Annotated in this window: 14 protein-coding genes; 4 read left to right on the top strand and 10 right to left on the bottom strand. The window is 57.4% G+C overall.

Annotation, left to right across the window (positions count from 1 at the left end; all coding sequences use genetic code 11):
• Window positions 1-43: 43 nt before the first annotated feature.
• Entirely contained in the window at window positions 44-454 is a 411-nt protein-coding gene (locus AC2T6E_RS21540; RefSeq protein ID WP_059312929.1) for a CidA/LrgA family protein, read from the top strand.
• Window positions 447-1136 carry an LrgB family protein gene (locus AC2T6E_RS21535; protein ID WP_089598627.1) on the top strand — a complete coding sequence of 230 codons (690 nt, stop codon included), beginning with the start codon at window positions 447-449 and terminating at the stop codon, window positions 1134-1136. The genes AC2T6E_RS21540 and AC2T6E_RS21535 overlap by 8 nt, the downstream gene beginning before the upstream one ends.
• 32 nt (window positions 1137-1168) lie before the next feature.
• On the opposite strand, the gene actP is transcribed toward AC2T6E_RS21535, so the two are convergent.
• From actP to acs, 3 genes are all read right to left on the bottom strand, one after another.
• Window positions 1169-2818, bottom strand: coding sequence for a cation/acetate symporter ActP (gene actP / locus AC2T6E_RS21530; RefSeq protein WP_063624406.1), 1650 nt, complete (start codon window positions 2816-2818; stop codon window positions 1169-1171).
• Window positions 2815-3129, bottom strand: a complete 315-nt coding sequence (locus AC2T6E_RS21525) for a DUF485 domain-containing protein (RefSeq protein ID WP_108418084.1) — start codon at window positions 3127-3129, stop codon at window positions 2815-2817. The genes actP and AC2T6E_RS21525 overlap by 4 nt, the downstream gene beginning before the upstream one ends.
• A 191-nt stretch (window positions 3130-3320) precedes the next feature.
• Window positions 3321-5279: an acetate--CoA ligase gene (gene acs, locus AC2T6E_RS21520; protein ID WP_214595069.1), complete on the bottom strand. Its 1959-nt coding sequence runs from the start codon at window positions 5277-5279 to the stop codon at window positions 3321-3323.
• A gap of 423 nt (window positions 5280-5702) precedes the next feature.
• Between acs and gltP the strand changes: the two genes are divergently transcribed.
• Window positions 5703-7016: a glutamate/aspartate:proton symporter GltP gene (gltP, locus tag AC2T6E_RS21515; protein WP_089598629.1), complete on the top strand. Its 1314-nt coding sequence runs from the start codon at window positions 5703-5705 to the stop codon at window positions 7014-7016.
• An 80-nt stretch (window positions 7017-7096) separates the two neighbouring features.
• Here gltP and AC2T6E_RS21510 read toward each other — a convergent pair whose 3' ends face one another.
• From AC2T6E_RS21510 to fdhF, 3 genes are all read right to left on the bottom strand, one after another.
• Window positions 7097-7771: a tetratricopeptide repeat protein gene (locus AC2T6E_RS21510; protein ID WP_100167226.1), complete on the bottom strand. Its 675-nt coding sequence runs from the start codon at window positions 7769-7771 to the stop codon at window positions 7097-7099.
• 121 nt (window positions 7772-7892) lie between these two features.
• Window positions 7893-8045, bottom strand: a complete 153-nt coding sequence (locus AC2T6E_RS21505) for a Hok/Gef family protein (RefSeq protein ID WP_063429890.1) — start codon at window positions 8043-8045, stop codon at window positions 7893-7895.
• A 322-nt stretch (window positions 8046-8367) separates the two neighbouring features.
• Complete coding sequence (gene fdhF / locus AC2T6E_RS21500) at window positions 8368-10515, bottom strand: formate dehydrogenase subunit alpha (RefSeq protein WP_108418082.1); 2148 nt, start codon at window positions 10513-10515, stop codon at window positions 8368-8370.
• Between the two features lie 256 nt (window positions 10516-10771).
• Here fdhF and AC2T6E_RS21495 point away from each other — a divergent pair, with 256 nt between their 5' ends.
• Window positions 10772-11503 (top strand): response regulator, encoded by a 732-nt coding sequence (locus AC2T6E_RS21495; RefSeq protein WP_042719155.1) that lies wholly within the window; start codon window positions 10772-10774, stop codon window positions 11501-11503.
• Here AC2T6E_RS21495 and AC2T6E_RS21490 read toward each other — a convergent pair.
• The 4 genes from AC2T6E_RS21490 to AC2T6E_RS21475 all read right to left on the bottom strand — a co-directional run bounded on the left by AC2T6E_RS21490 (window position 11500) and on the right by AC2T6E_RS21475 (window position 15124).
• Window positions 11500-12504: a carbohydrate kinase family protein gene (locus AC2T6E_RS21490; protein WP_486693198.1), complete on the bottom strand. Its 1005-nt coding sequence runs from the start codon at window positions 12502-12504 to the stop codon at window positions 11500-11502. The two genes, AC2T6E_RS21495 and AC2T6E_RS21490, sit on opposite strands and share 4 nt — an antisense overlap.
• Window positions 12504-13364 carry a ketose 1,6-bisphosphate aldolase gene (locus AC2T6E_RS21485; RefSeq protein WP_063624399.1) on the bottom strand — a complete coding sequence of 287 codons (861 nt, stop codon included), beginning with the start codon at window positions 13362-13364 and terminating at the stop codon, window positions 12504-12506. Before AC2T6E_RS21485 ends, AC2T6E_RS21490 begins: the two co-directional genes overlap by 1 nt.
• Window positions 13365-13374: 10 nt before the next feature.
• Window positions 13375-14061, bottom strand: a complete 687-nt coding sequence (locus tag AC2T6E_RS21480) for a D-lyxose/D-mannose isomerase (protein WP_172701658.1) — start codon at window positions 14059-14061, stop codon at window positions 13375-13377.
• Window positions 14062-14182: 121 nt separating this feature from the next.
• Window positions 14183-15124 carry an ABC transporter substrate-binding protein gene (locus AC2T6E_RS21475; RefSeq protein WP_341494926.1) on the bottom strand — a complete coding sequence of 314 codons (942 nt, stop codon included), beginning with the start codon at window positions 15122-15124 and terminating at the stop codon, window positions 14183-14185.
• Between the last annotated feature and the right edge of the window lie 18 nt (window positions 15125-15142).

Raw genomic sequence — 15142 nt, 5'->3', positions numbered from 1 at the left:
GTCTCTATACTGGCGCCTCGTCTCATTTTTGAGGAAACCCTCCATGGCCGTGGCGTTAAGCCGTGTTACGCCTGCCGTTGTGCAACGACTCCAGGTCCCGGTTCAGGTACTGCTTTACGCGGGACTGTTTGTTTTCGCTGAATATCTCGTCGGCTGGCTGCATCTGCCGCTGCCTGCGAATCTTGTCGGTATGCTGCTGATGCTGACGCTTATTCTCTGTCGCGTGATCCCCCTTAACTGGGTACGCGCCGGGGCGCGCTGGCTGCTGGCGGAGATGTTGCTGTTCTTTGTCCCTGCCGTAGTAGCGGTAGTGAACTACGCGCAGCTGCTGATGGTCGACGGATGGCGCATCTTTGCGGTCATCGCGTTAAGCACGCTGATGGTGCTGGGGGCGACCGCCTGGGTGGTGGATAAAGTGTATCGCTTTGAAATCAGCAGGCAGAAGCATGACTAACTTTCAGATTAGCGTGCTGTGCCTGGTTGCCACGCTAATTATCTACTTTGCCAATAAGCGACTGTACCGCCGCTTTCACGCCCTGCCGCTGATGCCGCTGGTCTTCACGCCGATCCTGCTGGTACTGATGCTGGTCTTCGGCCATATCTCCTGGCAGAACTACATTGGTGAATCCCACTGGCTGTTGTGGCTGCTTGGCCCGGCGACCATCGCTTTTGCCGTCCCCGTTTACGACAACCTGGCGATTATCAAACGTCACTGGATGTCGCTCAGCGCAGGTGTGATCACCGCCACGGTGGTCGCAGTGTGCAGCTCTGTCTGGCTGGCGCGGCTGTTTACCTTGTCCGATGAAATTCAGCGCAGCCTCGCCGTGCGCTCGGTGACCACGCCGTTTGCGCTGGCGGCGGCCAAGCCGCTCGGCGGGCAGCCGGATCTGGTGGCGCTGTTTGTGGTGGTGACGGGCGTGTTCGGTATGGCGGTCGGCGATGTACTGTTTCTTCGGCTTTCCATTCGCGAAGGCATGGCGAAAGGGGCAGGGTTCGGCGCGGCGTCGCACGGCGCGGGAACGGCGCGTTCGTATGAGCTGGGTCAGCAGGAGGGCGTGGTCGCGAGCCTGGTGATGATGCTCTCAGGCGTGGTAATGGTACTGATTGCGCCGCTGGTGGCGTGGGCGATGTTTTAAACTCCCCGGCCAGAATGACCGGGGAGAAAGGCTTAGTGCGCGCGGCCCTGCTCGACGCCGAGACCGGTTTGTGAGCGGATAAACTGGGCGCGGAATTTCTCACGCTCCAGGTTACCCTCCGGCGAGTTGTCAGTAGCGGAGAAGAACCAGATCCCGATAAAGGCCACGGCGATAGAGAACAGCGCCGGGTATTCATACGGGAAGATAGCGCTTGCGTGACCGAGGATCTGCACCCAGATGGTTGGGCCGAGAACCATCAGGATCACCGCCGTCAGCAGACCCAGCCAGCCGCCAATCATCGCCCCACGGGTGGTCAGTTTTGACCAGTACATGGAGAGCAGGATGATTGGGAAGTTGCAGCTTGCCGCAATCGAGAAGGCCAGCCCCACCATAAAGGCGATGTTCTGCTTCTCGAACAGGATACCCAGCAGGATCGCCACCACGCCCAGCACCAGCACGGTGATTTTCGAGACCTTCAGCTCATCGCGCTCGCTCGCGCCTTTGCGGATGACGTTGGCGTAGAGGTCATGCGACACCGCAGACGCGCCTGCCAGCGTCAGCCCTGCAACCACCGCGAGGATGGTGGCGAAGGCCACGGCGGAGATAAAGCCGAGGAACAGGTTACCGCCAACCGCGTCGGCCAGGTGCACCGCCGCCATGTTGTTACCGCCAATCAGCGCACCCGCCGCGTCTTTAAACGCCGGGTTCGCCCCCACCAGCATGATCGCGCCAAAGCCGATGATAAAGGTCAGAATGTAGAAGTAACCCATAAAGCCGGTGGCATAGAAGACGCTTTTACGTGCTTCACGCGCATCGCTCACGGTAAAGAAGCGCATCAGGATATGCGGCAGACCCGCGGTGCCGAACATCAGGCCGAGACCGAGTGAGAGCGCGGATATCGGATCTTTCACCAGCCCGCCCGGACTCATGATCGCTTCCCCTTTCGGGTGAACCGCCATCGCTTCGGTAAACAGGTTATTGAAGCTGAAGCCGACGTGCTTCATCACCATAAAGGCCATAAAGCTGGCCCCGAACAGCAGCAGAACGGCTTTGATGATCTGCACCCAGGTGGTCGCCAGCATGCCGCCGAACAGGACGTACATCACCATCAGCACGCCGACCAGCACCACCGCGACGTGGTAGTTCAGGCCAAACAGCAGTTCGATAAGCTTGCCCGCGCCCACCATCTGGGCGATCAGATACAGCGCCACCACCACCAGCGAGCCGCAGGCGGAGAGGGTGCGAATCGGCCCCTGCTTCAGGCGATAGGATGCCACGTCAGCGAAGGTGTAACGGCCCAGGTTGCGCAAGCGTTCGGCAATCAGGAACAGAATGATCGGCCAGCCAACGAGGAAGCCGAGGGAGTAGATTAGGCCGTCATAGCCGGAGGTGTATACCAGCGCGGAGATCCCTAGGAACGAGGCGGCCGACATAAAGTCACCCGCAATCGCCAGCCCGTTCTGGAAGCCGGTAATGTTGCCGCCCGCCGTGTAGTAATCGTTACGGGAACGCACGCGTTTTGACGCCCAGTAGGTGATATACAGCGTCAACAGGACGAAAATCAGGAACATCACAATCGCCTGCCAGTTGGTTGGCTGACGCTGGACCTCGCCGGTAATGGCATCTGCCGCATGGGCAGCAAAGGGAAGTGTGGCGGCAAGCGCCGTCAGGACTCGCTTCATGATGCTTTTACCTCATGCAGAACCGCTTTATTAAGACGATCGAATTCACCGTTCGCACGCCAGACGTATACGCCGGTCAGCACAAACGAAATCACAATCACGCCGATGCCGATGGGAATACCGCGCGTGACGCTGGTACCCGCGTGCAGCGGGGTGCCCAGCCAGTGCGGAGCAAATGCGATGAGCAGAATAAAGCCGACGTAGATAACCAGCATGATGATGGAAAGGATGAAGGCAAACCGTTGCCGTTTTTCGACGAGCTCCCTGTAGTGCGCACTATTCTCTATCTGCTGACAAATATGGTCATTCATCACAGAGTCTCCAGAGGTTCCCCTTCGTCTTTCACGTTGCAGGTGCGTTGGCCGCACTCGACCACCCCAGTCACATAGTGAACTATGCTCCTGGGGATGTTCTCGCTTGCCGCCTTCCTGCAACGCGAAATCCTTTGGGGAGGGTTGTTTTAATTCCCTCTCCCCTATGGGGAGAGGGCTAGGGTGAGGGGTTACGATGGCATTGCGATGGCCTGCTTCTCTTCGAGCAGTTTGTCCACCACGCCAGGATCCGCGAGCGTTGAGGTATCACCGAGGTTGCTGGTGTCCCCTGCGGCGATTTTGCGCAAAATACGGCGCATAATCTTGCCGGAGCGAGTTTTCGGCAGCGAGTCGGTCCAGTGCAGCACGTCCGGCGTCGCCAGCGGGCCAATCTCTTTACGTACCCAGTTGCGCACCTCAGCGTAAAGCTCTGGCGACGGCTCTTCGCCGTGGTTCAGGGTGACGTACGCGTAAATCGCCTGGCCTTTGATGTTGTGCGGAATACCGACAACGGCGGCTTCGGCAATTTTCGGATGCGACACCAGCGCCGACTCAATCTCCGCGGTGCCGAGACGGTGGCCGGAGACGTTCAGCACGTCGTCCACGCGTCCGGTTATCCAGTAATAGCCGTCTTCATCACGACGCGCGCCGTCGCCGCTGAAGTACATGTTTTTAAAGGTCGAGAAGTAGGTCTGCTCGAAGCGCTCGTGGTCGCCAAACAGCGTGCGCGCCTGACCCGGCCAGGAGTCGACGATCACCAGGTTGCCTTCGGTGGCCCCTTCCTGCGGATTGCCTTCGTTATCCACCAGCGCAGGCTGCACGCCGAAGAACGGACGGGTTGCGGAACCCGCTTTCAGCTGGGTGGCGCCCGGCATCGGGGTGATCATAAAACCGCCGGTTTCGGTCTGCCACCAGGTGTCCATCACCGGGCATTTCTCGTTGCCGATTTTCTTCCAGTACCACTCCCAGGCTTCCGGGTTGATGGGCTCACCCACGGAACCGAGGATGCGCAATGATGAGCGGTCGGTGCCCTCGATGGCTTTGTCGCCTTCCGCCATTAACGCGCGGATCGCCGTTGGCGCGGTGTAGAGAATGTTGACCTGATGCTTGTCGACCACCTGACACATACGCGCCGGGGTCGGCCAGTTTGGTACGCCTTCAAACATCAGCGTCGTTGCGCCGCAGGCCAGCGGGCCGTAAAGCAGGTAGCTATGGCCGGTGACCCAGCCCACGTCGGCGGTACACCAGTAGATGTCGCCCGGATGGTAGTCGAAGACGTATTTGAAGGTGGTGGCCGCATAGACCAGATAGCCGCCGGTGGTGTGCAGCACGCCTTTCGGTTTGCCGGTTGAGCCGGAGGTGTAAAGGATAAACAGCGGGTCTTCCGCATTCATCTCTTCAGGCTGATGCTGGTCGCTCGCTTTTTCAATCAGGTCGCTCCACCAGAGGTCGCGCCCTTCATTCCAGTCGATCTTGCCGCCGGTACGCTTGAGCACGATGACGTTGCTGATGGTTTTCACATTGGGGTTTTTCAGCGCTTCGTCGACGTTTTTCTTCAGGGGGATACCGCGACCGGCGCGCACGCCTTCGTCAGCGGTGATCACCAGCTTCGAGTTAGAGTCAACGATACGCCCGGCAACCGCCTCCGGTGAGAAGCCGCCGAAGATAACGGAGTGGATCGCACCGATGCGCGCGCAGGCCAGCATGGCAACCGCCGCTTCCGGTACCATCGGCATATAAATAGCAACAACGTCGCCTTTTTTAATACCCTGTTCCAGCAATACGTTGGCGAAGCGGCAGACATCGCGATGGAGTTCGTTATAGGTGATATGTTTACTCTGCGAGGCATCATCGCCTTCCCAGATAATGGCCGTTTCGTTGCCGCGCTCGGCGAGGTGGCGGTCAAGGCAGTTCGCCGCCAGGTTCAGCGTGCCGTCTTCATACCATTTAATGGAGACGTTACCCGGTGCAAAGGAGGTGTTCTTCACCTTCTGATACGGTTTGATCCAGTCAAGGATATGGCCCTGCTCACCCCAGAAGAGGTCAGGGCTGGAGAGGGATTGCTGATACTTCTCGTGGTACTGCTCCGGGTTTATCAGGCAACGGTCCGCAATATTTGCGGGAATGTCGTGTTTATGGATTTGGCTCATGGCTTTTTTTCTCCGTGTAAGATGTTAATAATATGTCGCAAAAACGTTAATTGTAGGGGCTTTACAAGCTTTGTTTAGTATTTGGGCGGCAGATCACGCATTGTTTGAATAGGCTGAAAAATGAGCGAATGAAACTTTGAAGGGAAATAATTTACGCTAACGATTATTCACATTTATGTTTAAAAAAGCTTTTTTATAACAAAAGGTTATTTATCAGAATTAGGACAAACTCCCGTCATCCCCGCTTTTTCGAGTGAAATGCGTCGTTCTTTAAGGCTTGCGCAACAGGCCGCGCAAATGATACTCATACGCCGCGTTAAAAAATCCCATAAACCAACGCAACACAATTCATACCCTTTCAGTATGTCCCCATATTCATGCAGTTTGAGTGAATAAGGCGCTTCATTGAGGAAGTCAGTTTCTATGAAAAACGTTAAAGTCAGCCTTGCCTGGCAGATCTTAATCGCCCTTGTGCTGGGCATCTTGCTGGGCAGTTACCTGCATTATCATAGCGACAGCCGCGAATGGCTGATTGCGAACCTGCTTTCACCTGCAGGGGATATCTTTATTCATCTGATTAAGATGATTGTGGTACCGATTGTGATCTCGACGCTGGTGGTCGGTATTGCGGGTGTCGGTGATGCGAAGCAGTTAGGCCGCATCGGTGCGAAGACCATTCTTTATTTCGAAGTGATCACTACGGTTGCGATTATCCTGGGTATTACGCTGGCGAACGTGTTCCAGCCGGGTTCCGGGATCGATATGTCGCAGCTGGCGACGGTGGATATTTCGAAATATCAAAGCACGACCGCTGACGTCCAGAGCCACGCGCACGGCCTGATGGGGACTATTCTTTCGCTGGTGCCGACCAACATCGTGGCATCAATGGCGAAGGGCGAGATGCTGCCGATCATCTTCTTCTCAGTGCTGTTTGGTCTGGGGCTTTCTTCCCTGCCGGCGACGCACCGTGAGCCGCTGGTTACCGTGTTCCGTTCTATCTCTGAAACCATGTTTAAAGTGACCCACATGGTGATGCGTTACGCGCCGGTAGGGGTGTTCGCACTTATTGCCGTCACCGTGGCGAACTTCGGTTTTGCCTCCCTGTGGCCGCTGGCGAAGCTGGTGATCCTGGTGCACTTCGCCATCCTGTTCTTCGCGCTGGTGGTGTTAGGCATTGTGGCGCGCCTGTGCGGGCTGAGCATCTGGATCCTGATCCGTATCCTGAAGGATGAATTGATTCTGGCGTACTCCACGGCAAGCTCTGAGAGCGTGCTGCCGCGTATCATTGAGAAGATGGAAGCCTACGGCGCGCCTGCCTCTATTACCAGCTTCGTGGTACCGACCGGCTACTCCTTTAACCTGGACGGTTCAACGTTGTACCAGAGTATCGCCGCTATCTTTATTGCGCAGCTGTACGGCATTGACCTGTCGCTGTGGCAGGAGATCGTACTGGTGCTGACGCTGATGGTGACGTCCAAAGGTATTGCAGGCGTTCCGGGCGTCTCCTTCGTGGTGCTGCTGGCAACGCTTGGCAGCGTCGGTATTCCGCTGGAAGGTCTGGCGTTTATCGCCGGTGTTGACCGTATCCTCGACATGGCGCGTACCGCGCTGAACGTGGTGGGGAATGCCCTGGCGGTTCTGGTTATCGCCAAGTGGGAACACAAATTCGACCGCAAAAAAGCGCTGGCGTATGAACGCGAGGTGCTGGGTCGTTTTGATAAGACGGCTGATCAGTAATGTGTTAAGCCCGGTGGCGCTGCGCTTACCGGGCCTACGGTTTTTGTAGGCCGGGTAAGGCGAAGCCGCCACCCGGCACTTTATTCTCCGCTCAACGCATCAAACTCTTCACATCCCGTATCAAATCCTTCCGTACAGCTCAGGTTCAACCAGTAGAGCGCTTTCTGTTTATTTGGCGTGATAAAGCCTTTCTCGCCCTGCTGGAACAGCATCCCAGCCCAGTATTCTGCGTAGCCCGTACGTGAAAGAGACGAACTGCGCTTAAACCACGCTGCTGCCTGAGCGTCATCCTGCGCCACTTCCACGCCGTTGGCATAAATCAGCCCCAGCAGCAGTTGCGCATCAACCGCGGAGTCGTTGTCGATATCCTCGGTAGCCGTTTGCAGCAGTTTGATCGCCTGCGGATAGTCAGTTTTCCCCGCCTGGGTGTTCACCAGCACGCGCGCCAGCATGATTGCGCCACGTTTGCTGCCCGCGATGGTTGCCTGCTGCGCCAGTGCCTTAGCTTGCGCATAATTTCCCTGGGTAAAGAGGATTTGCGAGAGCAGCCCCATGGCGTCGACATCGCCACCTTTTGCGGCTTTCTCGGCCCACAGCGCCGCTTGCTTGCTGTCGCCGGAGCTAAAGTACGTATCGGCCAAATAATACTGGGCACGGGCGTCACCCGCTTCAGCCTGTTCCTTGTACTGGCTGCCAATCTCATCGGCACGGACAAGCGATGTAAAAAGTAACAACAACAGAAAAATAGGTTTCATGGGTTCTTATCATCTGGGTACATGCCGCGCAGTATAATCGCGGCGACAGAAGAAAAAAATGGGTGCATTAAGACCTCAGCATCCTACAAGCCGGGCGGAACCGTCGTTCCGCCCGTAGAGGTTAGCCTGCGTTGCAGGCTAATTTCGCCGCCACCTCCTGATGCTCACCCTTTATTGAAAACTCGCAGAGCCTGCCGCGAGTAATAAAGGTAAAGATCACTATTGTCAGGCAGATAATAAAGACGATGCCTAACGCAGTTTTTAATGGCGTCATGCCTTTTACTCCTTGTGTAAAAAAGAATAAGAGGCTACTCTCAACTTGTTGGGAGTTGAGGGAGTAGCCTCGGGTAAATGAAAATTTCCCGGGGCTTCCTACTTTCTGTCCCTCAACAATGCTCAAGACGGAAAGTCTTAAGCACTCGCCGCACATCTTATCCCTCTGAATTAAAATGCAAAGATGTAATTCTTTTTCGCACGAATTACATTATTTCTGCGAGCCGCTTTCCAGAATAATAATTGATATTTTTAATGGGTTAAGCGGAAATAAAAAGGGAGTGAATATCTCACTCCCTTTATTCATCGTTTAATTAACGGCATCAACCCATTGCGCTTTCGCGCAGTCGGGCTTTCAGCTTGTTATATTCGTCGATCACATACTGTTCCGCAGCGTGCTGATCCGCAATCGGCTCCACGTTTACGGCGCAGTATTTATACTCCGGCGTTTTGGTTATCGGGCTTAAGTTCTCCGTCACCAGCTCGTTGCAGGCGCCAATCCACCACTGGTAGGTCATGTACACCGCCCCTTTATTCGGACGGTCGCTGACCTGCGCACGGGTGATGATGCGGCCCTTACGCGAGTTCACCCACACCAGCGCTTCATCCTCAATGCCGAGGCGCTCTGCGTCGGCGGTGTTGATTTGTGCGTATCCTGGTTCGTCCGCCAGCGCCGCCAGCGCGGCGCAGTTGCCGGTCATCGAACGGCAGGAGTAGTGACCCACTTCACGCACGGTGGAGAGCACCATCGGATACTCATCGGTGAGTTTATCGATTGGCGCGACCCAGTCGCAGGTGAAGAACTGCGCCAGCCCGTTCGGGGTGTCGAATTTCTCTTTGAAGAGGTACGACGTTCCCTGGTCAGCTTCGGACTCATCGCGACACGGCCACTGGATGTAGCCCAGCTCACCCATTTTTTCATAGGTTGCCCCATAAAAATCCGGACACAGACTGCGCAACTCGTCCCAGATCTCCTGAGTGTTGTTGTAGTGCATCGGGTAGCCCATGCGGGTGGCAATTTCACTGATAATCTGCCAGTCGGTTTTCAGATCCCACTTCGGCTCGACCGCCTTAAAGAAGCGCTGGAAGCCGCGGTCTGCCGCCGTGTAGACACCTTCATGCTCGCCCCAGGAGGTCGACGGTAAAATCACATCCGCCGCTGCTGCGGTTTTGGTCATAAAGATATCCTGGACAATCACCAGCTCCAGATCCTCAAACCCTTTGCGCACCGCAGACAGCTCGGCGTCGGTCTGGAGCGGATCTTCACCCATGATGTAGGCCGCACGTACTTCGCCGTGCGCCGCGCGGTGCGGCAGCTCGCTGATGCGATACCCGGTGTGCTCAGGCAGACTTTCCACGCCCCAGGCCTTCGCGAATTTCTCGCGATTTTCCGGGAACTTGACGTACTGATAGCCCGGATAGGTGTCCGGCAGCGCGCCCATATCGCAGGCACCCTGGACGTTATTCTGACCGCGCACCGGGTTCACGCCGACGTGCGCCTTGCCCAGATTGCCCGTCAGCATCGCGAGGCTGGTCAGGGAACGCACGGTTTCTACGCCCTGGTAGAACTGGGTGACGCCCATGCCCCACAGAATGGCCGCGGTTTTCGCTGCCGCGTACATGCGTGCCGCCTGGCGGATCTCCTGCGCGCTGACGCCGGTTATCGTTTCAACCGACTCTGGCGTATAGCCTTCGACAATTTTCCGATACTCTTCAAAGCCTTCCGTACGGCTTGCGACAAACGCCTGGTCGTACAGGTTCTCCTCAATAATGACGTGCCCCATTGCGTTCAGCAGCGCGATGTTCGAGCCGTTTTTTAACGCGATGTGCATATCCGCAATGCGCGCGGTTTCAATTTTGCGCGGATCGCAGACGATGATTTTCGCCCCATTCTGTTTAGCGCGAATAACGTGGTTCGCGACGATAGGGTGAGAATCCGCCGGGTTATAGCCGAAAATGAACACGAGATCGGTATTATCTATCTCGTTGATGGCATTACTCATTGCGCCGTTACCGACCGACTGGTGCAGACCTGCAACCGATGGGCCGTGTCAGACGCGAGCGCAGCAGTCGACGTTATTGGTACCAATAACGGCGCGCGCGAATTTTTGCATCACATAGTTGGTTTCATTCCCCGTTCCGCGTGAGGAGCCGGTGGTCTGAATCGCATCCGGGCCATACTTGGCCTTGATGGCGCTGAGGCGCGTGGCGACGTAATCGAGCGCCTCGCTCCAGGTGACGGCTTCCAGCTTGCCGCCGCGCTCGCGGCGGATCATAGGGGTTTTCAGGCGCGGGGTGAGGATTTGGGTATCGTTAATAAAATCCCAGCCGTAGTAACCTTTCAGGCACAGCGTGCCCTGGTTGGTTTTCCCCTGTGCGGCCTCTGCCCGGACGATTTTGCCGTTATCGACCACCAGGTGGATCTTGCAACCTGAGGCACAATAAGGGCAAACCGTGACGACTTTTTTCATCAGTCTGCTCCAGTTAATCGAATCTTTCGCACCCACTATGCAGCTTCTATGCCATGTTTTTAATGTGGGTATATTCAGACTGTACGGCTGATATGCGCGCAAAACCCTGACGAAAAACAGGCAATCGTCAAAATTGACGTGTCGAAAGGGTTACGGATGTGACATGGGTTGAAATTCCGTCACGTAAAAAACAATTTGGCTGGAGCCGACGGCAGAATGGTTCAGACTTAACATAATCCCCTGACGGAAGCATACGATGAAACCGGCGATTCTGGTGGTTGATGACGATACGGCAGTGTGTGAATTGCTGCAGGACGTGCTCAGCGAGCACGTCTTTACCGTGCTCGTCTGCCATAACGGACAGGACGCGCTGAACCGGGTACATCAGGAACCGGGTATCGCACTCGTGCTGCTGGACATGATGCTGCCGGATATCAACGGCCTGCAGGTCTTACTCCAGTTGCAAAAGCAGCGGCCAGAACTACCGGTGGTCATGTTGACGGGGCTGGGGAGTGAATCAGACGTGGTCGTGGGTCTGGAGATGGGCGCCGACGATTACATCGGCAAGCCGTTTAACCCGCGCGTGGTAGTTGCCCGCGTGAAAGCGGTACTGCGCCGGACGGGCGTGCTGGCAGCAGAAGCCCCCGCGCCGCGTGCGGCGGGCGTTGCTTTCAACGGCTGGACGCTGGATACCACCCGCTGCGAGCTGAGCGATCCGCAGCGTAACACCGTCCCTTTAACGCAGGGCGAGTACGGCCTGCTGCTGGCGCTCACGCAAAATGCCCGCCGGGTACTCAGCCGCGAGCAGCTGCTTGAACTCACCCACAGTGAAAGTACCGAGGTGTTCGACCGTACGATTGACGTGCTGATCATGCGCCTGCGCCGGAAGATCGAGGCTAACCCGCATCAGCCTGCGCTGATTAAAACCATTCGCGGTCTGGGCTACGTGTTTGCCACCGATGTTTCCCATAGCGAGAAAGCGGCCTAGGTATTCTCTTTGATAAACAGCTGCAGCTCCTCCAGCGTTTTCGCGCCGTCAATTGAATTGGCGGCCAGCAGGCTTGCCCGCGCGCAGGCGTGCGCCAGATAAATACTCTCGGTAAGCGACAGCGATTCATGGCAACCGTATAAAAAGCCCGCACAAAACGCATCGCCCGCACCGACGCTGCCGATAATCTCCTCCTGCTCCAGCATCCACGACGGGATCCAGCGGCCTTGCTCACCCCGCGCTTCCCCCCATGCCCCTTCCGGGCAGTGGATCACCACCCGCTGGCGAACGCCTGCCGCCAGCAGCTGCGCGGCGGCTTCAGCAATATGGGCTGTGTTCAGCGCGTCGCTGCCGTCGCGCATCTCCAGCCCGCTAAACTCTCCGGCTTCCAGCTCGTTAATGACCAGATAATCAAGATGGCGCAGGGCAGGGAGCACCAGCGGCTGGTAGCGCGGGTCGCCCTTGCGGGACACCAGGTCGAGCGAGGTTTCATACCCCTGGTCGCGCATCTGCGCCAGCAGCCGCGCGCTGCGGGTGCCGAACTCGTCATCGGGCATATCCAGGCTGTCGAGCAGTAGCAGGTAGCCGAGATGGAAGATCTTCATCGATTCGTCTAAGCGATCGAAGGCGGGAAGATCCAGCAGGCGGTTGGCGCCCGGCGAGTGGAAGAAGGTGCGCTGTCCGCTGGGATCGGTCATCACCTGCGACATGGAGGTCGGGGCAAAGGTGGTGCGCTGCACGCGCTGGCGGTTGACGTGGTACTGGTCGAGCATCGCCAGAATGTAATCCCCGTCGCCGTCTTCGCCAATCAGCCCTACCGCCTGCAGCGGCAGGCCAACGTGCATTTTCGCCAGCGTCAGCAGCACGTTGAGCGGCGCGCCGCCGGTTGAGCGTTCGCTGTGGGTGATTTCCGCCAGCCAGCCGCGCTCCGGCCACTGCACGATCTGGTGGACGTGATCCACCAGCATGTTGCCTGCGGCAATGATCCCTTTACGTTCCATCAGGCTTTCCCCGCGCTGCCGAAGATGCGCATCTGTTCGGCGACCGTATCGGTAATGGCCTCTTCTATCCCCAGCAGCAGCTCGGCAAATTCATCGTACAGCGGCTGGCGGTTTGCCATGCGCTGCTCAACGGCGGCAAGCGCGGCCTGCGACATGCCGGTATAGAAGTTGATTTTATGAATGCCCAGCTCGATAGCGCGGCGGAAGTCGGCATCGCTAATCCCGGAGCCGCCGTGTAAAACCAGCGGCAGCCCCGTCTGCTGGCGAATGGCGTCCAGGCGCGGGAAATCGAGTTTCGGCTCGCCTTTGTATTTGCCGTGCGCGTTGCCGATGGCGACCGCCAGCGCGTCAATGCCGGTTGAATCGACAAATTCGCGCGCCAGCTGCGGGTCGGTAAAGAACGCTTCGTCCGCGTGCCCGTAAAGCGCGCCGCCTTCATCACCACCGACCGCGCCCAGCTCCGCCTCCACCGACACGCCCACCGCATGGCACATCTTCACCACTTCCCGCGTCTGGCGAATGTTTTCCTCATAGCTTAGCGTTGAGCCGTCGAACATCACCGAGCTGAACCCTAAGCGCAGGGCGCGTACGACGGCCTCAAAATGCAGCCCGTGGTCGAGGTTAAGCACCACGGGAATGTCGTGACGAGCGGCTTCGAACTTAACCGCCTCGACAAGCGACTCCAGAGACACGTACTTAAAATGCACTTCGGCGATGTTGATGATAAACGGCGAGCGTTCCTGCTTCGCGGCGGCGAACAGCGCGCGCAGGAAGTGGGAGTCGAGCACGTTGAACGCGCCCAGCGCGTAGCGATGCGCCCTGGCGTGCTCAAGACCGTCGGCAAGAGAAATCAATGGCATCATTCACTCCTTATATCCGAAACAGGTTGTACTCGTTGCATAGCACCAGCACTGCCGGTTCGTCTTCTTCGATGTTGTTATAGCGGGCAACGGGCTGCAAAAAGTGGTTATCGTGCTCGTCGTCGTTTACCGATGACACTTCGCCGACCAGCACGTCTCCGAAGCCACGTTCGCCCCAGAAACTGTGGTACAGACCGGGCGTCAGACAGATGCTTTCCCCGGGCAGCAGGCGCAGCTGGCTGCCGGGCGCGTGGGTCTGACGGCAGCCGTCTATCGTGACGGTCACATCCGTGTTTTCGGTTTCTTCATGCGCGCCCGCATTCCATAACTCAATAATCAGATTCCCGCCGCCGCGGTTGATGATGTCCTCCCGCTTGCGCCAGTGAAAATGCATCGGCGTGACCTGGCCGTCGCGCACGTGCATGATTTTTTCGGCATAGCCTTTTTCATAAGGCACGCCGTTGGGCGAGCCGTTGCGCAGGGTAAACAGCGTTAACCCCTGTGCGGCAAAGCTGTTGCTGCCGAACGCCGTCACGTCCCAGCCGAGCTTGAGATCGAACACTTCCTGCCATGCGGCCTGGTCAAGCTGCTGCCATTTTGTCGGTGGAAAGCTGGCAAAAGGCGGGAGATGCACGTCGTGCATGGAAAAAAACTGTCGCGTGTGGCCGAGGATTTCGTTGATGTCGGAGCGTTTCATGGTGACTCCTTGAGTTTTATGCCACCCCCTCACCCCGGCCCTCTCCCTCAAGGGAGAGGGGGAGTAAGTTCCCTCTCCCTGTGGGAGAGGGTTAGGGTGAGGGCATCAGGCCGCACCGGGTTTACTTAACCGTCCACCCCTTATAGGTCCCGACGTTCTTTTTATCGATCATCGTCACCGGGATCAGCACAGGCGCTTTCGGCGCAGGTTTGCCCTGTAGAATGTCATAGCCGATCTCCACCGCTTTTGCCGCCATCACCTGCGGATCCTGCGCTGGGGTCGCCACAAACAGGGAGTTTTCGCGCTTCAGCGCTTCCTCACCGTCCGGGGAACCATCCACGCCGACGATAAAGAACTCGTTGCGCTGCGCCTGTTTCGCCGCCAGATCGGCACCGATCGCGGTCGGATCGTTAATGGCGAATACGCCGTCGATCTTCGGATTGGCCGCCAGCAAAGAGGTCATGACCTCCAGACCGCCTTCACGACTGCCCTTGGCGTTCTGGTTATCCGAGAGCACCTTGATATCCGGATGTTTTTTGAATTCCGTCTGGCAACCTTCCACGCGGTTCTGCACCGCAGAGACCGGTGGCCCGTTGATGATCACCACATTGCCTTTGCCTTTCAGGCGGTCGCTAATGTACTTACAGGCCATTTCGCCCGCCTGGGTGTTATCGGAGGTGATGGTGGCATCAGCCCCTTCCGCCGCCACGTCAACCGCCACGACCACGATCCCGGCGTCCTTCGCGCGCTTCACCGCCGGGCCAATCCCTTTGGAATCCGCGGCGTTGAGAATGATCATGTCCACCTTCGCGGCGATGAAGTTGTCGATCTGCGCCACCTGCTGGCCCAGATCGTACCCGCTGGAGACCAGCGTCACCTTGACGTTATCGCCAGCCAGCTTGCGCGCTTCCAGCTCGGCACCTTTGGTGATCTGCACGAAGAACGGGTTAGCCAGGTCGCCCACCGTCACGCCGATGGACTTCAGATCTTTTGCCTGCGCAAACGGCGTTGCGGCAAGCAGTGCGCCAGCACAGAGCGCGGTCACTAAGGGTTTAAAACGCATATGGTTTTCCTCGAAGCT

The organism is Enterobacter sp. B79-1, from assembly GCF_057444735.1.
This window is presented reverse-complemented; position numbering and strand designations above follow the sequence as displayed.